20 protein-coding genes are annotated in these 25,178 nt (G+C 34.9%); 11 read left to right on the top strand and 9 right to left on the bottom strand.

All coding sequences use genetic code 11. The annotated features are described in order from the left end of the window. Positions 1 to 1,417: 1,417 nt before the first annotated feature. From ACLI50_RS01490 to ACLI50_RS01480, 3 genes are all read right to left on the bottom strand, one after another. Positions 1,418 to 2,848 (bottom strand): hypothetical protein, encoded by a 1,431-nt coding sequence (locus ACLI50_RS01490; RefSeq protein ID WP_411413004.1) that lies wholly within the window; start codon positions 2,846 to 2,848, stop codon positions 1,418 to 1,420. Between the two features lie 158 nt (positions 2,849 to 3,006). After that, complete coding sequence (locus tag ACLI50_RS01485; protein ID WP_411413003.1) at positions 3,007 to 6,069, bottom strand: non-ribosomal peptide synthetase; 3,063 nt, start codon at positions 6,067 to 6,069, stop codon at positions 3,007 to 3,009. Positions 6,070 to 7,037: 968 nt separating this feature from the next. After that, positions 7,038 to 8,360, bottom strand: coding sequence for a phage tail-like protein (locus tag ACLI50_RS01480; RefSeq protein WP_411413002.1), 1,323 nt, complete (start codon positions 8,358 to 8,360; stop codon positions 7,038 to 7,040). A gap of 1,354 nt (positions 8,361 to 9,714) precedes the next feature. Here ACLI50_RS01480 and ACLI50_RS01475 point away from each other — a divergent pair. From ACLI50_RS01475 to ACLI50_RS01460, 4 genes are all read left to right on the top strand, one after another. After that, positions 9,715 to 10,047 (top strand): hypothetical protein, encoded by a 333-nt coding sequence (locus ACLI50_RS01475; RefSeq protein WP_411413001.1) that lies wholly within the window; start codon positions 9,715 to 9,717, stop codon positions 10,045 to 10,047. Between the two features lie 185 nt (positions 10,048 to 10,232). After that, complete coding sequence (locus tag ACLI50_RS01470; protein WP_411413000.1) at positions 10,233 to 10,730, top strand: DUF421 domain-containing protein; 498 nt, start codon at positions 10,233 to 10,235, stop codon at positions 10,728 to 10,730. A 261-nt stretch (positions 10,731 to 10,991) separates the two neighbouring features. Continuing rightward, entirely contained in the window at positions 10,992 to 11,114 is a 123-nt protein-coding gene (locus ACLI50_RS01465) for a hypothetical protein (protein WP_411412999.1), read from the top strand. A gap of 445 nt (positions 11,115 to 11,559) precedes the next feature. Beyond that, positions 11,560 to 12,522, top strand: a complete 963-nt coding sequence (locus tag ACLI50_RS01460) for a YihY/virulence factor BrkB family protein (RefSeq protein WP_411412998.1) — start codon at positions 11,560 to 11,562, stop codon at positions 12,520 to 12,522. A 279-nt stretch (positions 12,523 to 12,801) separates the two neighbouring features. On the opposite strand, the gene ACLI50_RS01455 is transcribed toward ACLI50_RS01460, so the two are convergent. Then, positions 12,802 to 13,398 carry a Crp/Fnr family transcriptional regulator gene (locus ACLI50_RS01455; RefSeq protein ID WP_411412997.1) on the bottom strand — a complete coding sequence of 199 codons (597 nt, stop codon included), beginning with the start codon at positions 13,396 to 13,398 and terminating at the stop codon, positions 12,802 to 12,804. 353 nt (positions 13,399 to 13,751) lie between these two features. Between ACLI50_RS01455 and ACLI50_RS01450 the strand changes: the two genes are divergently transcribed. Both ACLI50_RS01450 and ACLI50_RS01445 read left to right on the top strand, forming a co-directional pair. Then, positions 13,752 to 14,348 carry a Crp/Fnr family transcriptional regulator gene (locus ACLI50_RS01450; protein WP_411412996.1) on the top strand — a complete coding sequence of 199 codons (597 nt, stop codon included), beginning with the start codon at positions 13,752 to 13,754 and terminating at the stop codon, positions 14,346 to 14,348. 109 nt (positions 14,349 to 14,457) lie between these two features. Then, a complete protein-coding gene (locus ACLI50_RS01445; protein WP_227942425.1) occupies positions 14,458 to 15,747 on the top strand; it encodes a chloride channel protein in 1,290 nt (429 codons plus the stop codon). Positions 15,748 to 16,189: 442 nt separating this feature from the next. On the opposite strand, the gene ACLI50_RS01440 is transcribed toward ACLI50_RS01445, so the two are convergent. Next, the gene (locus ACLI50_RS01440; RefSeq protein ID WP_411412995.1) at positions 16,190 to 17,104 is read right to left on the bottom strand and encodes a helix-turn-helix domain-containing protein; all 915 of its coding nucleotides are present in this window, start codon (positions 17,102 to 17,104) and stop codon (positions 16,190 to 16,192) included. Positions 17,105 to 17,151: 47 nt separating this feature from the next. Continuing rightward, positions 17,152 to 18,054 (bottom strand): SDR family oxidoreductase, encoded by a 903-nt coding sequence (locus ACLI50_RS01435; RefSeq protein ID WP_411412994.1) that lies wholly within the window; start codon positions 18,052 to 18,054, stop codon positions 17,152 to 17,154. 607 nt (positions 18,055 to 18,661) lie between these two features. Between ACLI50_RS01435 and ACLI50_RS01430 the strand changes: the two genes are divergently transcribed. Further along, entirely contained in the window at positions 18,662 to 19,027 is a 366-nt protein-coding gene (locus tag ACLI50_RS01430; RefSeq protein WP_411412993.1) for a hypothetical protein, read from the top strand. Between the two features lie 426 nt (positions 19,028 to 19,453). Here the strand turns inward: ACLI50_RS01430 and ACLI50_RS01425 are convergent, their stop codons facing one another. From ACLI50_RS01425 to ACLI50_RS01415, 3 genes are all read right to left on the bottom strand, one after another. Continuing rightward, positions 19,454 to 19,741 carry a helix-turn-helix domain-containing protein gene (locus ACLI50_RS01425; protein ID WP_411412992.1) on the bottom strand — a complete coding sequence of 96 codons (288 nt, stop codon included), beginning with the start codon at positions 19,739 to 19,741 and terminating at the stop codon, positions 19,454 to 19,456. Positions 19,742 to 19,848: 107 nt separating this feature from the next. After that, a complete protein-coding gene (locus ACLI50_RS01420; protein WP_227942427.1) occupies positions 19,849 to 20,700 on the bottom strand; it encodes an RteC domain-containing protein in 852 nt (283 codons plus the stop codon). Positions 20,701 to 20,750: 50 nt separating this feature from the next. Continuing rightward, a complete protein-coding gene (locus ACLI50_RS01415) occupies positions 20,751 to 22,421 on the bottom strand; it encodes a helix-turn-helix domain-containing protein (protein ID WP_411412991.1) in 1,671 nt (556 codons plus the stop codon). Between the two features lie 287 nt (positions 22,422 to 22,708). Here ACLI50_RS01415 and ACLI50_RS01410 point away from each other — a divergent pair, with 287 nt between their 5' ends. The 4 genes from ACLI50_RS01410 to ACLI50_RS01395 are packed head-to-tail and all read left to right on the top strand — an operon-like array spanning position 22,709 to position 24,908. Further along, entirely contained in the window at positions 22,709 to 22,912 is a 204-nt protein-coding gene (locus ACLI50_RS01410; protein ID WP_047433482.1) for a hypothetical protein, read from the top strand. A gap of 8 nt (positions 22,913 to 22,920) precedes the next feature. Beyond that, positions 22,921 to 23,094: a hypothetical protein gene (locus ACLI50_RS01405; RefSeq protein WP_183037380.1), complete on the top strand. Its 174-nt coding sequence runs from the start codon at positions 22,921 to 22,923 to the stop codon at positions 23,092 to 23,094. Between the two features lie 9 nt (positions 23,095 to 23,103). Then, on the top strand, positions 23,104 to 24,615 hold the full coding sequence (locus tag ACLI50_RS01400) for a MauE/DoxX family redox-associated membrane protein (protein ID WP_227942428.1): 1,512 nt from the start codon (positions 23,104 to 23,106) through the stop codon (positions 24,613 to 24,615). 29 nt (positions 24,616 to 24,644) lie between these two features. Then, a complete protein-coding gene (locus tag ACLI50_RS01395; RefSeq protein WP_047433484.1) occupies positions 24,645 to 24,908 on the top strand; it encodes a hypothetical protein in 264 nt (87 codons plus the stop codon). The last annotated feature ends 270 nt before the right edge of the window (positions 24,909 to 25,178 follow it).

Below are 25,178 nucleotides of genomic sequence, written 5' to 3'. Positions count from 1 at the left end.
AAATAATCCACAATACTCACAAAAATAAAAAAACTCCATTAAAAAATGAAGTTTAAAGTGTGTGATTAAGTATAGATAAATGATGTGGTGTCTTATGTCTTTTGTTTCAAAATCTGCATTAACACTAACAAGGCACATACCAAAATCTTCACTATTTAATGAAAATAACGCTTTTGTGGTATGAAATAAAAAATTAGCTTACAAATATCCTAAATTGCAAGAAGTTTCATCTCAACAAAAAATCCCCGGATCTCTCCGAGGATAAAACTAATAACCATGAAAACTCAACTAATGAGTTGTATTTTAATATACGATCAAATTTACGGTATGGATTTATTAAATAAATAAAAACCTCCCGGACAGCAGGAGGTATAAAAACTTATGTTAAAATTTATTTATTAACAGTACAAATTTAATAACTCTCTTTCAATTGATTTATGACTCAGCTCATAAAGAAACTCCCAGAGCAAAAGGAGGTTAAGAAGTGCTTTTGTAAAATACTGGTTTAATAAACCCTTTTTTGCGGATGGGCTCATTTTTTTCACCAAAAACCTTCATTTTTTTATGTTTTGCAAGAAATTTTATTATATTTGATTAAAGTCTGTTATGAAAGCCGACTACTTAATCATGCAACCTCTCCTATTGAGAGGTTTTCTTTTTCTTTGGATCATTATTGAAAAAACCTCCCGCAGGAGGTCCTTCTGTTAAATCAGTAGAAACTTGCATAATTCAAGTAATACAAATATAAAAAATCCCCAGCATAGCTAGGGATAAAAAACATTCTGTACTTGTCTCTTAATAAAACTTTGTAAATATACGGTGAGGCTGTAGTAATAACTCTACGGGAAACCGTAAATGGTAGTCTCCGGCAAATACATCCCTAAAGTTCCGTCTGGTTTTACTACAAGAGGAGATAAATTTGCTGAAATAACAGGGAGATTCTCGTAACGTACACTGCCATTAGTATATAGTTTTGTTGTAGGAGCCACCACATTAACACCAACATTCCATTATCAAGAATTATCAGGAGTTCTGTTCCGTTAGAATTACTTAGTTGTATTTGTATTGCCCTTTGATCTAACCTCCAGCATGGCAGAGGGATTTACTTCATTAAGCCAACTTGCACAAACGCAGGAGATGCCGTTAATAAATAAAGAATTATTATATTTTTTTCATTTGAGAAAGATTTTTATTTAGTTGTTGAGAGAATTAAAAATATTTTGTGATTTTATTGATCCGCAATATCTGATTGTATTCCTTGAAATAAGATAAGACAATTAGTAATGATACAATGAGGTACAACATTGTCAGAAAATGTAATTTGTTGATACGGAAGGTAACACATGCCTTTGTACCACTCTTGACAATTATACAATTGATTACAGTAATAGATTGTAAATTTTATTAAATAGGAATATCAATATTTTGTGATCCATTTATTAAAATCCGATTCAGAAGAAATACCCAGTTTTTTCTTTAAACGGTATTTTTTTGATTCTACAGTTCTTATAGACAGATGCGCATACTCCGCGATCTCTTTATTGGAAAAATTTAATTTTATATAAGCACAAAACAGAATATCATTCGCGGTAAGAGCAGGATTTTCTTTTGTCAAATTATCATAAAAGTCTGAATAAGCTTCCCTAAATTTATGGATAAAAGACGGGTCTGATTTTATAGCAAGCTGAACGACTTCCTCATAAAGGTTTTCAAGTTTTCTTCTGAGAATGTCAGTTTCATGTTTTTTGTCATTTAGCATTTTATCTTGCTTTTTATATCTTACTTTATGAACATTATCAATGATCAAAATAATGACTGTGCTCACTAAAATAATACTTGCGAAACCATAATAGAAATTCTTACTGCTGGCTGTAAAATCTTCTTCCTGACTTGCCAATATATCTTCTACAGATGTATTTAAAGCTACCTTTTCACCTTCCCGCAAGCTGTCATTTAACCGAGAATATTTTGCCAGATATTCATTTTCTTTTTGCAGATTGTTGAGACGTTTGTACACTATTGCCAAAAGCTTATACGTTTCTAAAGTCCTTTTTCGGAGTCCTGCCCCATGCGTAATAGCTAATGATTCCAATAAATACTGCAACGATTTATTGTATTCTTTTTTTTCTATATTAAGCCTTCCATAAGCTCTTAGCACATTAGCTTTTCCCTCCACAGGAATTTTTTTTATCAATAACAAATGGTTAGCCTTATTGATATAATACTCTGCAGAATCGATATTATTGTTTTTGAAATGTCTATTTGCAATAGTTATATAAAGCATCGGCATTGGTGACTTCATACATTTTCGTTCATTACTGTAAACTGAGTCTACCAACCCTAAAAAACCAAAACAAGAACGTTTCCAATCATAAACAGAGTATTGTATTCTCTGCTTTTCTTTTTCATGCGAAATTCTTTTGGCTGCTTCCAAAGCTTTATTAAACCTTTGCAATGCTCTTTTATGTAGCCCGAGGGAAAAATAGTTTACTCCATACACATGATTCATCTGAGCCTCAAGTCCCGCGTCATTATAGTTCGTGAGCTTTTTTCGGGCGATATCCAGAAATTGTAAACTTTCTTTGTTCCTATTTATACCGCTGAGTGCATGGGCAATATTGATATACCCTTTTATTTCACCTGGTATATAGCCTAGTTTTTTACATTTAATAATCAGTTTTTTTTCTGCTAAAATGATGCTGTTAAAATCACCTTTGTTAAGCCATTTATTATGTATTTCCTTCCGCAGACTATCGACTTCCCATGTTGCAGATCTGCCACTGCTCAACACTCCTAAGAAAAGAAGCAGACAAAAAGCTGCTTTTCCCAAAAAATATTTGATGTTCATAGTTTCGCTTTTTAGTACCTATTACTAAATACTATTAACTGTATCAAGACTTTATAAAAGCAATATTACTACTAGCTTTGAATTTATTTTCATATTTTTTACCACTTATAAAGTGGCTATTACAGAAAATCAGTAATAGCCATCTTTTATTGAAAACATTAAATCATTTTCATAAACCTTAGATAGGCTTCAATTACATTTTTATTAAAAACCGCAGGCCTGATATCTGTGTCTTTTAGAAAGTGTTCTGTATTGCTGCTTTTAAAATAATAAGTATTTTCATAGGCCTCAACAAGGGATTTACCTTCATGCACATCATCGGTAAACAAATAAAACAAAGAGTAAATTGGCAGTTCCTGATTTCTCCTCCATTGCTCAAACCAATTTCGGAAATCCAAACCTCGCATTTCCAATCCACAATAATCACTAATTCGAACGCAAAAATCGGTAAGAGATAAATCATGCTCCGGTAGTGGATTCAGATTGAAATTTAGCCCTAGAGCTTCCGGTTTTCGGCTGATATGTGCCATCGCTTTACAAACGTAATCAACTGTTACTACTTCATCTTTTAGACCCATGACCAATGGAAATGCTTTCAGCTCAATACATGAGCGCATCAGAGAACTCCACCATTGATTTAAAGGTGTTGCGCCAGTTTTTCCATGACATACAACAAAACCTAAACGGAAATTGATCAATGGCAGCCCTTTTTCACGCGCTTTTGAGGCCATACTTTCCATTACCCATTTACTTCGGATATACCCCATATCACGACAAACCGCAGGCAGATTCTGTTCAATAGGCTCATCTTCTGTCATCCAGGTTTTCCCTGTAAAGCTTCTTCCCCAGCTATACACACCCATTGAAGAAGAAATGATCAAAAATTTAGTTTTATCATTAACAGCAAGATGAAGTATATTTGCCATTCCATCAACATTAGGCTTTTTAATATATTCATATGGTTTTACATAACTTACATCGCTTGCCATATGATAAATAACCTCAATATCTTTTAGTAGTTTTTCATATGTATTTTCGTCAGTCCCTAACTTAGGCTCGGTCAGATCTCCTAAAATAATCTTTATTCTATTTTCATATTCAATATGCCAAACCAATTTGAATTTTAAAAATGTACTTTTAATGCGTTCTAAAGCTAACTCTTCATTTTCGGCACGCACAAGACAATAGATCAGGGCTTCAGGATTTTTTGGAATAAGCTCTTCCAATAAGTGTGAACCAACAAAACCTGTAACTCCTGTAAGAAAAATATGACGGGGATTAGCTAAAATCTGTGGGTCAGGTTGTACTGTTATTTCAAAATCAAAAGGTAGTTCCGCATCTTTTAATAGCTGCTCCTCTACAAATCGGGCTTTCTGCTGTTGACTGGCTTCATTTTGATACAATCTGTTTTCTGCTTCGGTTACAAAAAGATTGATTGTAGGATAACGATATAATTCTGGAAGCGAAACTTTTTTCTGCACATTTAAAGGCAAGCGCTCATGCAGTTGAGCTAACATTAAAGAATGTCCCCCAAGATCAAAAAAGTTGTCGTTTTCATCTATGTGCTCAAGATTCAGCAAGTCCATCCATATTTCAGTCAATTCTTGTTTAAGATCCTCTGCCTCAACTTTTGCTTTTGCTTTTCTCTCAGTCTTCTGTAATGGGATATGCAACTTGCTTTTGTCTATTTTTCCTGTCAATGTCAAAGGAAGTTTATCGTATAAAATAACTTTTTCAGGAAGCATATAGGTAGGTAAACTCTGTTTTAACCTCGCGCGGATGTCTTCCAGTGAAATCCGTTCTTTGTCATTATCGTACAATTCTAAAAATGCAATAAGTATTGGTAATCCCGTCTGTGGACGATGAACTTTTACTGCTACATTAGCAACTTGTGTCAGCTGTGCTATATGATGTTCAATTTCTTTCAATTCAATTCTGAATCCCCTTAATTTCACCTGATCGTCAAGCCTTCCGACAAACTCTATATTACCGTCTTGCCGCCAAAATCCGCGGTCCCCTGATTTATAAAGTCGATAATCAGATCCATATTTTGATTTCATCCATACCGGAGCTTCAATAAAGACTTCTGCTGTCTCATTAGGTTTATTTATATACCCTTTAGCCACTTGCTTACCGCCAATATAAATTTCACCTGTGATCCCACTATTTACATACTCAAGATCCTTATTAAGGATATGTATATCTGCACTATCCAGTGGCTTACCAATTATATGGGGATTTGTATCATCATCTTTAAACTGATGGCTCACAACACTTACGGTTGTTTCTGTTGGTCCATATACATTAATAAGACGTACACGTTTACACCAGTTCTTAATGGTCTGCTCAGAAGGAACTTCTCCGGCTATTGATAATGTATGAAGGCTGCCAATAGGAACATCTGTCGGAAGAGTGCTCAATACAGCCGGAGGAAGGTAAGGAACAACATCTATATTATGATCGACAATAAAATCCAATAATGGTTTTCCTATTATTTTATTATCAGGATATAAAAATATAGTGGCTCCGCTAAATAAAGGAATCCACATATCGATGATCGAAACATCAAAGCCGGTTGAACTAAACTGAAGCGTTCTATCTTTCGCGGAAAATCCCCAAAGATTGGTAAACGAATGTACAAAAGTGTAAAATGCTTCATGATGGATTTCAACGCCTTTTGGCACTCCGGTACTACCTGAAGTATAGATAATATATGCCGTCTGCATAGGATCTATCTGATCAGGTTGTATCAACTGTTTATTGTACTCCAAGGCTTCATACACACGGTTATCCATTGTGAGGAGTTTAAGATCCATTCCAGCAAACTTATCGATATAAGTACTACCCGTAATAATCAGTTCTGTTTGAGCATTATCAAGCATCATTTTCATTCGGCTTTCGGGCAGCTGTCCATCCAAAGGAATATAGGCGGCGCCAATTTTAAGTACAGCCAAAAAGGATATAATCCGGTCTACAGATTGTGGCATGCATACCGCCACAGAGGTTCCTGCCTTCAGTTCCAAAGTTTGCAAGTAGGAAGCTAAAAGGTCAGAACGTCTGTCCAACGCACCATAAGAGATACTTTCGGTTTCAGATATTATAGCTGTTTTGTTAGGAAGGGATTTACTTACAGCTTTAAAAATTGAAATTACATTTTTAAAATCATTGTTCTGAATGAGAAAATCAGTAGAAAGATTTTCTTGATTGATTTGGTGTTTCATTTGTTTAAGTTTTTGGGTTACTAAAATATTTTTGAATATTAATGGGAAGTTCAGTCATCTGTCTCTCTAAATTAGGATTGGGAGAAAATCATAAAGTGGATTGCGCCTAACTAATAAATATTTATCAGACGATATTCCCTCCGAAAATTGTTATAGTTACCTATTGATTTATCAGTACTCATATGAAGCAAATATAATATGAGGCACTATTTAAACAATATGGCCTAAATCATACTCTACTATACTTTCTTTTTTTTCAATCATAAACTCAATTTATTACAAAATATAAAATACATCAATATCAAAACTCAAACATATTTCAAGCTCTTTGGTTCAAATAAGTTAAGGTGTCTTTATCCGATGTGAAGATTATTAGATTGTGATTGAATTGCCACCATTTTTCTTACTAGTTCTGATTCCGGGTTCAATTCGTAAACTGTAATGGATGTCACTTATTTTCTGGTTAAATAAGCCTCAAATGATAGGAATCGAAAATCTATTTTACCATCCCAAAATAATGGCATCAACTGTATTTAGTTGACGCCATTTGGCAAATTTGCAACCTTGACCAGAGCTAGACAAAACCTTTGCCTATGATTATTCATTTAAGTCAAATTAAACAGGAATTACAAAGCTCATCTTCATCAAGTAATTCTCTATAAAATGAAACTTCTTACAATTTAATTTTATAATTTAAAACTCAAAAGCTTAGTATGACGAACAGACCATTTTCATTTTTATTTTATTGGCTAATCAGTTCGCTACACACCATCTGACCCTCTGCAAAAAATATAAAAAGAACCCGCTGTCGCTCTGTATTTTTTTCTGCATTTGTTGTCAAATTTTCACTCCTTATATGGTATACTATATTGCATTATAAAATAACTGATGACAAGATTGAAGTTTAATAATGAGTAACATAAGCAGCCCTATTATGAATCCTAGTGAAGTACTATATAAGATTTTTCTTATAATGCCGTAACACTAAACAATGCTTTAAATTCAGCAACGTTTGCATAACCAAAGCTAGTAGGATATGAAATCCCACCACTTGCACTGGCGGCGGCATTTGTTCCGGAAAGATAAACCACAGCGTTAAGGGTATCTCCTGCATTTAAGGAAACCATTCCGGTAACAAGCACAGAATAACGTAATGCTGTCTGTAGAGGTGTTGCCCATCTTATGGTGGCATTATCCATAATAATAGTGCCCCCAGAGGCATTTCCACCTGCATTTTTTCTTATTTCAAGGTTTACGGGATAGAAAAAACCTGAGAGATTTCTGCCCGGAGTAGAATTGGGCATGATGTAAGCAGAAATTAAATAAATACCGGATTGTGCAACTGTATACGTCCCGTTGCTCAGATTAAAGCGCCCATTTGGGTCGGTAACTGTAGTATCAAATTTTTGGAAAAATCTTTGGTTTACATTTCCGCCGTCAACCCCACCGTTCGTAATGTTGGTAGCTCCTAATGCTTCGTTAGATAGTGATATCGAAGCTAAGGTTGCTGAGGCTGGGTTCATAGCTCCCCATTGTGTTACTCCAGAAGCATTGGTTGTAAGGACATATCCGTTGGCAGGTGCATTTGATGGAAGTGTCAGTGTTCTATTTGCAGGAAGACTGGAAGGCGACTGTATTGATATGGAATTAGCTCCGTTTGCCGTATCTTCATAAAACTTTAATGATGAAGCCGTCCCTGTCTGATTGGTATTAAGTGAAATGTTACCTGCAACATCCAATTTTTCAGAAGGGCTATTTGTTCCGATCCCAACTCTATCATTAGATGCATCAATGCTTAAAGTATTGCTGTCAAAATTAATAGCATCAACACCAGCTCCCGTGATAGTAAGTTTATTCACACCGGTAACCCCCGATATATTGGTTGGCTCCGTAAGACTTCCTCCCAACTTCAAATTATTACCAGACATCGTTACACCATTGGTTGCTGTATACAGCGCTGATATTTTTTGCCAAAGTGTACCGTCAAAATAATAGTAACCGACAGTATTCACATTACTTCTAGGCGGGTTGGTATCTCCCCCTGTTACATCACCGACATAAATTAAAGCTCCCCTCTGATCTGCATTATAAACGGCTGTATTATCCGTTAGCTCTGCTCTTGTAATGCGAGGCGGTATTAGTCCATATACCTGCGTATTGTCTGCAATTCCCGAGGCATTTCTTTTTGCGCTCACATCCAATGTAGATTTTGGTGTTGTAGTATTTATTCCTACTTGGGAAAAAGCCATGGACGAAAAGAATAAAGCTGTGGGCAATAAAAAATTCTTCATAATAAATGTTTTAATTAATAAATATAAAATGTGTTTAATAGTGTTAATTTGTCGGTTAAAAAACGGTATAATCCATAATTGTTATGAATTATACCTTTATTCACCAAGCGTGTAATAGAACCTTCGGGAACTGCTATTATTGAAATAAATTGAGGGGCTCATGCAGTAAGTTCGGGTACAATTTGAGTATGTTTCCAGTCATCTATCCTGTTGCATATTCTGTATTCCTTCTTACCTCTTTTATACTTAATACATAGAGATAAGTTTTACCCGACAGCGTAATTATTTTTCTCATTGTAAGACAAATTTTATGCGGTTATGTGAAGCTAATTTTCATTTTTCAATTTGATTTAAAACGTTTCAAGTCCAATTGATTTTAAAGAATATTGTATCACAAACATACTTATCTTACAAGAAAATATACGCACTGCATTTATACCGCATTTTGTTTTATTTTGATTTTCAGCATTTTAAAATCAAATGCAGTATAAATGCAGTATAAACAAGAGGAAATTGACAAAGTACTAATTTATATTGATTGAAAGCTGTATCAAAAGACAGCTTAATATACAATGAAGCCTTTTTAGAATCTACTACATGAATTAACATTTTCTATAATTAGCTACATCTTTGTAGGTAAATGTAAATCTTATGTAAACATTATTTTTGAGTATAAGGTCAAATATAGTAAGACTGCACTTTCTAAATCACATCGTTGATTGCACACAATAGTAAAAACGATTGACGCTATGGTATACAAATAACCAGTCTATTATCTCTTGTCTAAAAAAATAATTGGACATCAGTCTTACTACCACCACTCCCAATTAATGTAAAGATTCTTTACGTAAATACTTTCGAATATTCTTGGTGAATCAATCTATCTGGCCAAATCTTAAAAATGAAAAGCATTTTAAATTTCAGATAATATTAAAGAGAAACATCATTGAATATCAAAATTGTGCCTTCACGTTGGGATATAGCAAAGTAGTTTAATATTTATTTTGTGTGATATATTAGTAGATCGTTTTAAGGGTCATCAATAATTATCGAAAAACAAACATTACAATAATCTATAACAGTTGTGATTCTCATCATAAAACTTTCGTTTTTTGACCGCTAAGTTTGATCATCAAAATAATTATTATGAAATATGTAACACAATACCTTTTCCTACTATGTACAACAGTATTAGCATGTACAAAATCTGAAACACAATATATTAACCAGGATAATAAAAAAAGAAACGGTGAATGACAAAGCGTCCGATACAATCCAAACAATAAAAGAAATATCGGATACAGTAAAGCTCAAAAAAGATAATCATATCAAAACAATTAATGAATAATTAAGTATGATTTCAAAAGGCAGATTAATTATTATTAGTGGTAATGATAAAATTACTACTGATGAAGCAAAATGTAAGTTAACATCATACCAACTGCTAGCCAAAGCTTTTGGGTTACTGTCTTTACAAAGAGATGTCCGTATTGAAGTCATTATGGTATCAAGTTTAATAGCCCGCAGAAAAGAGAACTATTCTACATTCTTGGAAAAGCAAGATTATCATAACGCAGGATGTATCCATATTCAAAAGAAACAGAATGTAGATGATTTTTATGAAAGAATATTGGAGGCAAATGTTGTCTGTGGAGTTTCACCTCCATTAATCAGAAAGCTTTTTTGATTTCCTTTATCAATAATAAGGGTAATTTTGGTCTGTTAAAATTACATCTTACTTGAAATTCGTAGAAGCTTTTTCTTAACTGGAAAGCTTATTTTGGTTTTATAATCTCTTTAATCATTTAAATTTTATGCATTCAACAGCTTTTGCCCGGTATCATTTTTGTTATCAACATTAAAAACTTACTCATGGATATTCTGAAACAAATTTGGGATATAGATACTTCGCTGGATAGTTTTCAAATGGGAATCCGTGGTGTAACGGTATTCATATCGGCATTGATACTGATCCGTATTTCCGGTCGCAGATCTTTTGGTATAGGCTCTCCTTTGGATAATATCATTGTAATCCTGTTAGGTGCTATTTTAAGCCGGGCTGTGGTGGGAGCCTCCCCTTTCATCCCTGTCATTGTTACTTGTCTGGCAATCGTACTTCTTCATAGGTTTGTAAGTTGGCTGAAAAGTAAAAGTTCTTCTTTTAACAAACTTGTAGATGGAGAGAAAATAATGGTTTTTAATGATGGTAAATTTTTACATGCTGGTATGTCCAGAGCTCAGATCTGCAAAGAAGATATAATGCAGGGGATCAGGAAATCTGCTTTAACTGATGATCTAAATGTTATCAGAAGTGTTTATATTGAATATACTGGGGAAATTACTGTTGTCAAAAAAGATACACAGGCATAATTCCCCATCAGAATGTACATTAGTTCACCATTTCGATAACTGACATTAATGACAATAATTAATAAGCTGCTGTTCAAATAATTAAATCCCAAATATAATGGATTAATATATTAGTTGTTTGCGAACTTTATAAAAATAAAGCCTTAACATACCACAAAACAAATGTTATAGGCATATTTATTGTTTAATCATTCAAAAAATAATCAGTATGGAAAATAAATAAAGCAATTTCAGCACTTAATAAATTACTTCATACTACCAATGACAGAATTAAAGGTTTTGAAAGCACCGAAGGAAAAGTTTGGGAAAAGCTATGCTGATCTAAAGGGAGAATATGATAAAATTATCTCTCAGTCAAAAATAATGAAGAATGAAAATTATTAATCTCATTACTAAAAGAGGTAGAAATCCTGATGAGGAATCATTATCATTGGCTGGTAGTCTGCACCGAACTTAGATCGATATTAAAAATTCCATACCGACAAGTAATAGTGATTAAGGAACCTTGGAGAATATAGTTTTTGGTGAAAAGCATGCCATTGAAGCATACGATAATCCATTGAAAAGCGGTGATCTTTGTAGCGAAAGTTGAAAGATAATTGCGGAAAAGTTGAGACAGCTGCGCATTTCTTACTATCAGTTCGATAACATGAACGTTATAAAAAGAAAGATTAATAATCTGTTTCAAATCTAAGAAACTCTATGCTAATTTTCACAGACCAATTTAAGAATGAGAAGTGATATCCAAGTAATAAAGTTTTGACCCAGTGAGTTTCACAATATTAAGTAAAAGTTATAGACCTGATTTTTACCGTTAATACTATACATCATGAAAACAATTAAAAATTTTTGGGAAATACTTAAAGGCACATACAAGGATTGGAGTGCACGGGATCTGGGGACCGAGGCAGCCAGCTTAGCCTATACCGCAATTTTTTCGATTCCTGGGCTTTTAATTATAGTTATATGGTTCACGGGTATATTCTTTGGTGAAGAAGCGGTACGAGGAGAAATCACTAAACTTATCGGGAGCATGATGGGGAAAGATGTTGGTAAGAGCCTTGAAGAGATGGTCGTAGCCGGCATGGTGGATAAAAAGAACATTGTTATGAAAATCATTGGAATCGTTACGCTTGTTTTTGGGGCAACTTCACTTTTCTTCCAATTTCAAAAATCCCTCAATAAACTGTGGGATATCGTGGCAACTCCTAAAAAGGCCTGGGAAAAATATCTTCTCGACCGTGCGAATTCTTTGGGGATGATTATTGTCATTGCATTTCTTATGCTCATTACCTTGCTACTAAGTTCTTTCATCGGTCTTGCTAACGATTGGGTTATCCATCGTTTCGGGTTGGAAACCCTGGTTATGGTTAATATTATTAATATTGTTGTAGGCTTTCTTGTTACATTATTTCTTTTCGCGGCCATGTTCAAAATTCTGCCGGATGTTGAGTTACAATGGAAATCAGTGTGGGTTGGAGCTGCAGTAACTGCAGCACTGTTTACACTTGGAAAGTATATCCTCACTTTTTATTTTGAAACGTTCAATCCCAGCTCTGCATTTGGTACCGCCGGGACTGTTATTTTACTGTTGTTGTGGATTAATTATACCTGTCAGATTATTTTCTTTGGTGCAGAATTTACTAAGGTTTACGCTAAAAAAATGGGGCATCAACTTAAACCTTCAAAACATGCAAAATGGAGCCCGCAAATAGTATCCACAGAAGATTCGAAAAACATAGTAACTACTGAAAAAACACCTGATAAAACGGTGAAAGATTCGACAATTTAGTTTCGAAAACTTAAAGTAAAAACCATGAATAATTTCCACTTTTTTTAAGTTAACGTTTAGTGCCGCAGGTCTGCCAGCGGTGTGCCTAGCACAGCAAGACCAACTAAGCTATTAAAAGACCATTGAAATTAAAGTCAGGCACAATTTCACCCGGTCAGATATATCAATAAGTTACTCAAAGAATATACTAAACAAGGCGGAGCAATTGTCACAGGAGCACATCGAATGGTAAAATAACAGGCTAACCAACAATAGGATAAATAGGTATGATTGAAAGTATTAATAAAATATTTTTCCACCAATATTTTTTACAATATTTTCACGTTCCATCTTTTTTAATACTCTTATCACAGTTTCTATTCTTAGCCCTGTTAGCGACGCAATTTCAAGACGGGTGTAGGGAATTTGATAAGCGTATTGTTCTGTCACATTATGATATTGCTTCAAACAGTCCATCACACAGATTATTTTACTGAAGGTGTTTGTGGATGATAAATTATTTAACATCACATAACGGTAGTGCATTCTTTCAGAGGTATATTGATAAAGTTTAAATAATATGCTTCTATCACTGTGAATCAGATCAAAAAATCTGGCTATTCCAACTTTAATAACTGCTACATCATTCATTGCTACTGCATTGACGGGATAAGGTCTTTCGGAAAATATAAAAGTTTCTCCAAGACAGTGCCCGGTCGAAGGTAAACTATGGATAAATTCTTTTCCTTCCTGATGATAATTGTTGATTTTCACATTGCCATATTTTATCTGATAATAAAATTTGGGTATTTCCGATTCTCTAAATATCAAATCATTTTTGGTGAATTTCACTAATTGTCCTCCATAATGAAAAAGTAAATCTTCATCAACCAGCATATTGAAAAAATTATTAGGGGTATTAAACTTGTACTAATTAAATTGCAGAATTTAAAAAGCGGCATATATCACTAATGAGTGCGCAATTAACTAGCATCCAAAGGTAATGGTAAAGGACACTTCAAGTGTATGACCTAAATCATACATACGAATTATGAGTACAAAATGTCAATCTGTCAAAGGAACAATTTTACCTATATGTATTTAAAAATTTAGGTAACCAATACAATCAAGAAATTTTTGGTTGCTGGTTTTTATATTATCTTTAGATACTAATTATTAAAAGATCTGGTATAATCAGGAACATTTAATTTTTGATATTCTATTAACTTTAATTCTAACTCAATATTATTATGATTATCGATCAAAATCTTTTGCCGTTATACGGTGCAGAAACATCCCAGTTTAAAGCCCATGAAACAATATTTCAAGAAGGTGATACTCCAAAACGCTACTATCAAATAACAGAGGGAAGAGTGAAATTAAATCATTACGATGAAGACGGGAAAGAGATTATTCAAAGTATTTTGTTTTCAGGACAGAGCGTTTGTGAGTTACTTCTTTTTATCACCGAGAAATATCCTGTCAACGCGATAACCTTAACTCCTTGTGAAATCATTACCATTCCAAAAGACAACTTCTTTAAATTACTTGCTGATCATCCGAATGTATCTTTAGACATCAACAAGTTTATATCCAAACGATTGTACCAAAAATTTGTCATGATGCAGCATAATTTATCATTAAGACCAGAGGTGAGGCTTTTGGGAATTCTTGACTACTTTAAAAGCTACAGCAATAACAAAGAAAAATATTCATTTGAGGTTTATTTAACCAGAAAACAAATGGCATCCATTACAGGTTTACGAATTGAAACCGTGATTAGAACTATTAAGAAAATGGAAAGTGATCATGTATTAAAATTGATTAACAGTAAAATATTTTACTAAAACCTGATACTGCGTATTTGAGAGAGCTATTTCTACCTCAAATTATATAGAGGTAAGAAAAACTCAAAAGAATATCACTTACCTTTGCAGTTGTTTAATGTTTATTATTATGGAAAGCACTTCGATATACAGAAAAAAAGTAGTTCGATATAGTTATCTAAAATTGATTGCTTGTTCAATTTTGGTCAGTATAATTTGTTGTGTGCTGGCTTATAGCTTAAAGCATAGTACTGCTTATGTACAGGAAAAATTATCTGAAAAAATTTCCGGCTTTGATCCGAGATTTTATATTATCGCACCAAGTATTGGTATTACGTTGATATATTTCCTGAGAAAATATGCTTTTCAAAGCAGAAAGAATAAGGGAATAAAAGAAATCTATACGACATTGGAAACAAGGAAAGATCACCTGCCCTTTTTTAAAATTCCTTCACACTACATTAATGGCTTCTTAACTGTTGCTTTTGGCGGATCAACGGGAGTTGAAGTCTCAACCGTTGTTGCAACCGCTACAGTAGGTAACCAAGCTTATAAGAGATTACAACCTGCAGGAGCTTACAAAACCGAATTGATATGTGCAGGGGCTATTGCTGGCGTAACTCTGCTATTTGGAAGTTCGTTGGGTGGTTTGTTTTTCGCATTTGAGGTCATTGCACGAAGATACAGCAGGACTTTACTACTTAGTGCATTAACTTCGATGTTCATTGCATCAATTATTGTTTATTATTTTGATTCCACTCCCCTCTTTACTTTTGCAGTAAAAGAATGGCGGTGGCAGGCAATTCCTTTTGTGATTATTTTAGGATTGATAGGAGGAGTTTTGGCACTTTATTTTACTAAGATTGTTATCTATGCAAAATCTTATTTTGCAGAGATAAAAAACAACTTTATCCGAGTTAATATTGGAGCAATAACGGTAGGAGTTTTTATATTTTTCTTGCCAGCACTCTATGGTGACAGTTATCATGGTCTTGAAGAAATTTTAAGAAATAGTTTAGATAAATCTATTGATCTATTATACTTCTTTCCGCTGATCCTGCTCGTTCTGTTAAAACCCCTTGCAGCCTCACTTACATTAGGAGCTGGTGGTGACGGTGGTGTCTTTGCGCCTAGTATCGTAACAGGTGCAATATTAGGTGTTTTGTTTGCTCAGCTTTGTAACCATTATCTCGGAACTCAACTTGTGACTATTAATTTTGCACTTTTTGGTGCGGCGGCAATGCTTTCTGCTGCAATCCATGCACCTTTTACAGCAATATTTATTATTTCAAGTCTTGTTCCCAGTGGATATGTTTTGCTGCTACCATTACTAATTAGCAGTTTAGTTTCAAAAGTACTAGCGAAAAATCTCTTTCCCTATAACGTATATACTTATAAAGAAGAGGCTGTCACTAAATAAATAATACATATGCAGAAATCTAAGTACTTTAATTTTAATAAACATCTTCTACTTTATAACAAATTTCAAACACAAAATCAATGCTTTCCTAGCGCAATAATTTGTAAACATCATACTTAATTAAGGATACATATACGATTTAACAGCTACAGGTAGTGTAATTTAAGTAATTCTAAGTTCATTAGCATCTCCATATCTTCAAACCTTTCATCTTACTCTGAAAAGTTTGAAGTTGTTATGTCTCCACGCTTGGTCTGGCTTCTTCACTGTCTAAGTAAACCGCACAACACCCATCGCCATCAACATAAAAACCTGTTCAATTCCGGCTTGGGCCCCTTTTATATTTTTACGCTATTTAATGATGTAATGGGCCAATGATATTGTCCATTATATCAGCCGTAATTTATTCAGCACACTATTTGATGAAGTCGCTACCACTTCCTTAATTGAATGAATTCCTGAACTCTAACGGTGAAATATTAGTTTTCGCTTTAAACAGTTTATTGAATGACTGTGGGTGTTCAAAGCCCAGTTCATAGGCGATCTCGCTTATGGTAAGTTCAGTTGTGGAAAGTCTCTCTTTGGCTTTTTCGATTAACTTTTCATGGATGATTTGCTGCGTGGTTTGTCCGGTCAACGATTTGAGCATCGCACGCATGTATTGGGGTGATATATTTAGCTTTTCGGAAAGCAGCTGCACCGTAGGCAAGCCATGCTCTATTATATTTTTTCCTTCAAAATAATCCGAAAGAAAATTTTCCAACCTCTCCAAAAACTGATGAATGACTTTCTTACGTGTTATAAACTGGCGCTGATAAAAACGTTGGGAATAATTAAATAGAGTTTCCAATTGAGAAATAATAATGTGTTGGCTGAACTGGTCTATATTGCTCTGATATTCCTGTTTGATATTTTCAATGATCTGCTTCATTTTCAGTTCCTCATCTTCTGATAGGAACAGCGCTTCATTAACAGAATAATCAAAAAATTCATATCTTTTGATAGAAGTGGAAAGTGCCGTATTCCAGAGAAAGTCCGGATGGATCATTAGCATCCATCCGGAAGGATTCCTTCCTTGTTCTTCACGTATCACACTTAAAACTTGATGTGGGGCCATGAAAAACATCACTCCTTCATCAAAATCATAATCATTCTGCCCATACCTGTACTTGTGCTCCATATCACGTTTTAACGAGATCATATAAAAATCAAACAGAAGGCTCTGTTTTCCGACTTTTGTAGGCTCGGTCATATCTTCAAAATTGATCACACTAATAAGCGGGTGCTTCGGCCCCGGCAGGCCACGTAGTTTGTGGAAGTCTGAAATGGTCTTAATTCGAACAGGCTTATCGGACATGGAATTATGTGCTTTTATATTAAAATCGATAAAAACAAAAATACAGATTATCGGAATTCCGAAAAATAATACGAACCTTTTAAATCTTCCAATAAAGTTGGATGTACAGGATTCCATCCCAGCGCATTCCTTGTCCATTCACTTGAAGTGGGGTTATCCAGCTCTGCAAAATGCGTAAACCAGGAAAAATGCTGATCAGCTTCCTGAGAATTCAGCGAGGTAAAAGGAATATTTAAACGATCCGCAATTTCAGCGGCTACTGTCTTGAGCTCAATTCCTTCTTCGGATACTGCATGATATCTGGTTCCATTTTCAAATGGTTTTTCCAGCGCCAATCGGTAGAGCCTTGCCGCATCCAGTCGATGCACAGCTGGCCAGCGGTTATTTCCATCACCAATAACCGAAGAGACACCTTTTTCCTTTGCTATTTTGATAAATAGCGGAACAAAGCCGATCTGATCTCCTTCACCATGCACAGATGGCGATAATCTAATCACGGCGACACGCACACCTTTTGCAACCTGATCGTCAGCGGCATTTTCAGTTGCAATCCTCGGATGTGGGTGATGGACGTTGCGGTCTTTCTCAGTTGTGATGCCATCTTTTGAAAAAAGTGCAGTGCCGGAAGTGATGAGAAAGGGCTTGTCCGTACCGACCAGAGCATCTCCTATGGCGCCGATTACATCCCTATCCAATTCACACATTTCCTCAAACCGCCCAAAATCATGTACAAATCCTAAGTGTATAACTGCATCAGCTGCATTAGCTCCAGATTTCAGACGTTCAAAATCAGTAAGGTCACCGTGGTGGACCTCTGCTCCTGCTTTAATTAACTTCTTTGCAGATTCTTCCGACCTTGCAAGCCCAAGAACCTTGTGACCAGCTCCTAATAATTCTTGTACTACAGCTGTTCCTACGAAACCTGTAGCGCCTGTAACAAATACTTTCATTTCTAATATTATTTTATGAAGCAAAGTTCGAGGTTCTTATATCGCAAAATGTAGCCAAAAATAGCTTTGTTGTAGCCAAAACTTACAATTTAACTAAGAGTGATTTAGATGTTTGATCTTAAAGGGTCTCTTAATTGGCGGATCTCTCTGTATAGTCCCCGGCGAAACGTAATCCACACCATCAATTCCGGCAATCCTGCTACTGTGTGCATCCTGAATTATCTCTTTATCATCAAATCCAAGTAAGAAAAACTTCGAGGATAAGGAAATGTTATATCCATATACCATTACAGGTATTTGGAAAATCATGGAAGATCATCTTAAAAATAGAGAAGTCAGAAATAAGACTGTGCTAATACAGACTGGCTGGGATATAGATGACAAGGCTAACAGAACAAGACCAGTTCACACAGAGCTACTGGGTACAGGGATTTTGATTGTCTAACATCTTTGTAATTTACATAAATTGCCGGCTAAGAGTTTTTTCCTTCACCGCCGCTCCACCAAAATTTAAAGGTGTCGGGATATTTCCGGTAAGAACTTTTGCTTCAATTGAAAAAAATCATTAAGTTCGAATACGAACTTTATTACACTAAGAAAATTAAACATGGCAAAAAACATTGGACTAACGAAAGATGCCGGCTGGCAGTTTGGAATCAGAAAAACTATGCCAACGAACGTGGAAACACTTTGGGAAACCTTTTTTTCAGACAGGGGCTTAGGCTACTGGGCTGAGGGGGTTGATCAGAACTTTTCGACTTTTAAAGAATATTCACACATCCGAACTACATGGAAGCATAAAGATTTTGAAGAAAGTGCCCATTTGCAGGTCAGGTTTATTCCAACTAAAGATAAGGATAAGACCACAATTTCGATTCATGTTGATAATTTAAAAAATGAAAGTCAACGTGAAGTAACTAAAAAATACTGGTTGGTCGTGATTGAAAGTCTATACTTGCTAACAGCACCCTAGATTTCGGGCCAAGGGGCTAGATCTAATTTTTACTTTCCTTAACAGCTTCGAATAATCCAGGATAACTTTTGATTATACTTCTTGATCTACAAGAATCGTAGTTGAGAATCAGAATCAATGTTTTCATATAGAGATTGCTTTATTGGATTGAATACCATTGCCTTACCGGTTTTATTTCATTGCTCAGGATGTAAATGTATAAGACATCAATTTAAATTATAGCATGAATAATTTTGTGTTCATATCCTCGTTTCTTTTTTCCCCGACAACATAACTCTATATCAACATCATTTTTTGGCAGTCACAAGGGTATATTCACCATCCCAATTATCTTTCAAACCCGGACTTAACACCTCTCCATCTAAACCAATAAAGTTAATTGGCTTATTTATTTCATAACTGTAAGATGCTTATCTGCGATATTCTTCATTCAATCCGGCGAAAACTATCTCTTATCAGCTGATGAACATCAGAAAGTTTATAATACAACTTTCCGCTTATTGTATAATATGGCAGCCTTTTGTCTGAGCGGTAACGTTGCAACGATCTGGCACTGATCTTAAGTAATTGCAAAACATCCTGATTGTCCAGTAACTGTTCTCCGTCAATACTGTTTAAATCATTTTGCTTTCGACTTAATTTTTCGCCAAGAATATCAAATCGGGTCATAATACGCTCCATCCATGCCATAAATTTTGTTCTGTCAATGTTCATGATATTTATTTTAAGAGTAAAGCAAAGTTTACACTTTACTGGGAAATTCTTTCGGTAGACTGTCATAACTACCGAAAGATTATCCGCAAAAAAGACATAAGTTCACTTCATTGATCACAATCTGCAAAAAACTGATTAAGATTGTCGTTTAAAAGCTGAAGAAACTTAGTCCTGTTAATTTTTCTGCTTTTAATTTCATGGAGGGTCTTATAAAAGTTCCCTAAATTAACATTCAGTGATTTTTCGGTAAAACGTATTACCTCACTGAATTCAATATTTCCGCCGTTGAAACAGCAGGTTTGATGAAGTGCGTAGAGAAGTTCAACCAATCCTGACTTTGAAGCCGACCAGTTCAGGGGAGACCTGTCAGTGACTTTTTCAAAAATGTATCCTTCTGTTTGGCTGATCGATTGTAAAAGATATTTCTCTAAAAGATCGTTGGCAAGAATCTGGGCAACTAGGTGATCGTGAGATGTGGCAAACTTTTCATCATAATTATACAGCCCAGATTGAAGTTTTGTTTTGAGATCAAATTGATTCCTGACAAAATACTTCTGGTCCAGAAATGCGGCTTTCCGTCTGTAATATTCATAAAAGTCAATATGCTGCTGATAAAAATCTTTAAGCAATTGCAATTCACAATTATAATATTCTTTTAAACTTAATTGTCCTGCATTCGGTTTCGCCGCCTCAATAGCTAATAAATTTGAATAATAAATAAAACGCGAAATAAAAAGCGGCTTGAGTTCTTTAAAAAAATAAATTTCATCTGCTACGGATGAAAATTCAAGTCTGGCTACCATTGATTTGATGAGTCTTATGGCTGTATCAATTTCCATCAAAGATTTTTCGCAGGCTCCTATCCTATCTTCACTATGAGTAGAATCAATCATCTCTAATTTTTTGTCCAGTTCTCTTTGTAATTCTTTGCACTTTTTAAAAAACAGCTGTATTTCCATATTTTTATTTAAAAAGTACAAAAATTAATCAAATCATCTTTTCATCAATCCTAAACAGTACCATCATTATTTTTGCTATTCTCGATATTCTGGATAAACTCAACAGGGCTCATTGAAGTCATTTCATGAAACAATTTAGAAAATTTTGATCTGTTGGAAAAACCACATTCTTTAGACAGGTCATCGACCGCATATTTTCGCCATAGAGAATCGTTAATAAGCCTTTCTTTTGCATATATAATTCTTAAGCGGTTAATATAAGCATTAAAATTGCAGCCTTTATGCTCATTGATAATGGCAGATAAATATGCTGTATTGGTCTTCAGTTTCTTGGCCAGCTGGTTTTGTGTCAGTCCCTTTTCAAGATAAAAATTTTTCTCTTCCATTTGCTGCAGCTTACTTAGAATGTCTTCCACCAAATGTTCAGGCAGTCTGGAAGTCTTGACACTACTGCTCTGCTTAGGATCATCCTCATCTGGTTGAACATACTCCTTTTCCTTTTTATTTTTTTTCCTTGTTCTGTAATAACCTGCTACAGAAAACACTAAAACACTGATGAACGAAAGCAGTGCTATGGTATAAACGTAGTACGAGGTATTTTCCAATTTTTTCTTTGACTCCATCAGATCTTGTGTATCATATTCTTTATGAATCCTGGTTGAGAGATACTTAAAATCTGCAGATAATATTTTATCAAATTTTAATAATTGTCTAGTATAGTAAAGTTCTTGTTTATGATCTTTCTTATTTCTGTAATAATCAATAAGCAGCTCATATGTTTCTCTGGTCGCTGGTAAAACAAAATTATTTTGCTGAAATACAGAATCCACTTTTTTAAGGAAACCTATTCCTTCATCGTCTTTTTTATTTCTTAACAGAATTTTACCTTTCAAAAAGTAAATAACTGAGGCATTCGTAAAGTCATTTATCTTTTCAATAGCTCCTATAGCAGTATCAAAATCCGACAACGCCTCTTTATCCTTATTATTAAGATAACCCAGCACTGCTTTAAGTTTATAAAAATAACTCCTTTCCAGATCAAAATCTTTATCATTTGATGATTGCTCCAGACCCTGTTCTGTAAGCACTGCTGCTTCCTGATACCTGCCAAGCAGGACAAGACAAATGCCCATCTGATTAAGGCTGTTCAGGTAGCCCTTCTTTCTGTTATATCGAAGATTGGAAAGTGTTTCCGAAGTATGGGGTTTATTATAATATCTGCTGCATTGTAAGAAGATATTAAGGGCTTCCTCGTAATATCCCAGATAGCTTTTAACCACTCCTATATGATAGAGATTTTTGTAGTAGAGATAAGAATTATCAGAATTTTTTAGATATTTCCAGGCCTTTAGATATTCATCTAAGGCTTTCTGATATTTACGTAACGTGAAATAATATATACTGCCCTTAGTGAGATAGGCATTTCCGATTGTTTGAGAATCCTTTGACAATAATGCAGCCCATATCGTACTATCGGCGTAAACAAGTTTTCTGTCTTTGCTAAAGTAGACTGCATCCCTGTAAGCCTGTGATAATTCTTTGTAGTTATTTGTTTTTCCAGCTTCTTTAATATAGGGATTAACAAATTCCAGTGCACGGGCATCATTTTCATCAAAGTTATCATAACGTGCCCTGTAGTCTGAAAACTTCTGACCATCCGTTAAAATGCTAATAAATACAAAAAAAAATATTGCTTTTTTCAAAACAGAAAAAGTTTTCATCACAAATTTTTGAAATACAATGATTATTATTCAAAAGTACACAAATTGAAACAGGAATAAAATTATTTCAACAGAAAGGGAATTTAACAATCATCAAAATAAAACACAACAAATTGATTTCCAAAACATTAAATCAATATTATATTTTGATTTAATTTACAAAACATACCTCAATAATTTATAAATCAAGTCCAAACATCATTTTTTTCAGTCCGTCGATGTTCTAAATTCGTTCTCAGAATTCTAATAAAAACCGGCCGGGATCACTAATTTTTAAATCCCAGATTATGAAAACCTTAATTTACATTTCATCAGGAATTATCATCACTATAATCCTGCATGCCTGTCATCCGGATCAATCTGTATCAGCCGAAGGTCCTCAGGAGAATAATCTCAATATTAATAGTCTTTCTGCAAAATCAGACAGCACACAATATATGGAAAGCGATCCTCCTAAAGATCGCGACCATTGGAAACCTACAAACCAATAACCATTGAAATGAATGATACATCAATTCCAATCCTGACAATAAGATCAGGACAAAAGTGTCCGGTCAGCGGGCTATGGAAAAACAAGGGGACTTTCACCACAACAATCATTATTGCTGAGAAATCAACAATGCCGGAATATTGCGGACAAAAAGTTGTATGGATTCTTTTATACCAATGCTAATAAAATACCATGAGAAAGCTCGTTGAACAACTACCGACATTAACTGCTTACTTTTTTGTACTGCTGTTTATGTACGCATCGGTAAGCAAGATTCTTGATTTTGAAAATTATCAGGTTCAGATTGCCCAGTCTCCTATTCTGACAGCTTATGCCGGAGTGCTATCTTACGCTGTAATAAGTATTGAATTACTGATCGTTATTCTGCTGCTGATTCCACGTTTAAGACCTGCAGGTTTATTCTTTTCTTTGGGGATAATGACCAGTTTCACCGCTTATATCTATATGATCCTGCATTATAGTGAGTCTGTTCCGTGTTCATGCGGGGGTATTCTGGAAAAAATGGACTGGGATGAGCATCTTTTTTTCAATCTTGTATGTGTACTCCTGGCAGTTATTGCGTTGATCTGTATCTATCATAACCAGCAAAAAAACAGATATAAAGCTTATATAATACTATGCGCGACTATCCTGACAAGCTCTTTTGTAGTCATTCTGCTTTATATCAGTTCAGAATACACCATAAAAAAGGAAAATAATTTTACCCGTCGTTTTCTTATCCATCCGCTGATTGAAGATAAAGTATTAAAGCTTGACAATGAACATTATTACTTTGCCGGAAATAACACACTCAATGTATTTCTGGGAAACAAATCAACCCCTTTGGCTCTGACATCCACGGATAATCTTTTTAACGCATTACAAACCATGCATATCTATCCCGATCAGACAGATCACACCTACACTAACCTGCAATTAAGGGTAAAAGATTCAGATTATTATCTCTATGACGGAAGTGTTCCTGTTATTTATAAAGGAAAACTAACAGAACCGGCAGCCCGGACCATCAGCTATAACGAAGTGTACTTTAATCAGCTTGCCGTTATTGATTCTTCAACCTTCGCAGTAAGAATACGCAGCAGTAAGACTGGAGAATATGAATTAGGATTGCTTTCTCTAAATAGTCATCCGAAATTTACCTTACATGACCAGTTGCTGGAAAAGCAGATTGACGGAATATTTGATGCGGACGGCCAATTGGTTACTGACTTAAAAAGCCAACGTATCACCTACATGTATGCCTACAGAAATCAATTCCTGGTAATGAATGACCAGCTTCGGCTCAAGAAATTCAAAACCATTGATACCATTTCAAGGGCGCAGGTTGAGCCCGTTACTCTGGCGGATGGCAGTACAAAATTAAAATCCCGCCCTCAAAAGGTTAACGCTGCCTTAGCGGCTAATGGTCCTTTCCTTTTTAATCAATCCCATCTCATGGGAAAACACGAAAGCAAAGACCGGTGGAAAAGCTCTACGATCGTTGACATCTATAGGACGGACAAACAGGAATATACCGGAAGCTTTTATTTAGATCGTATTGATAACAAACCCGTTTCTCAGATTATGGTCACCGATCAGTACCTCTATGCTATAGCCGGCAGAAAACTGATCCGCTACCGATACCGAACATCTAATGTAAAATATTTTACAGCAGGGGAAGCTGAAAACCTGAACAAAGAGTAAGCAATCATTAACCAAAAACTTCAATTATTATGAAAAAGTTTCTTATTCCTGCCGCCCTGGTGATTATGGGCACAGGAGGTGCATTAGCATCAACCATCGAAAGTTCATCCAAAGTGATTACTATTGGATACAGAGTAGGCAATTTCGGAGAACCTACCTGTGTAGCCGTTAAAAACTGTGAAACAGTTAACACAGGAGTACTCTGCACGTACACAGATGCCACAGGCCCTCACAACTTAAAAAGAATGAGCGGCTCACAGTGCTTCGGAGATTTGTTTGAAATTTTACCGTAAACCCTATCAATTAACAAAAGAGGATGCCACAGGCATCCTTTTTATTATTTAGGATTACTTTGAGAAGCCTGAATCACAATATAATTCAGCCACATTTCATTTAACAGCGGTTTTATTTCTGAATTGTATGGTAATTTTTTTAGTGAATAGCTGCTAATCCCAACCGATGATCTACGCTATGTCCTTTCTCCACTTTCCACTTTACGGTACTGCCGTGTTGATAGTTTTTTTAAAAAAAGATGAAATTTTCTTCATTTAATTTTTAACACG

Origin of the sequence: Chryseobacterium cupriresistens (genome assembly GCF_046614675.1) — a bacterium.
In the GTDB taxonomy this organism is placed as follows: Bacteria; Bacteroidota; Bacteroidia; order Flavobacteriales; family Weeksellaceae; genus Chryseobacterium; species Chryseobacterium cupriresistens.
The sequence above is the reverse complement of the archived record's forward strand: the minus strand, read 5'-3'. Positions and strand labels throughout refer to the sequence as shown.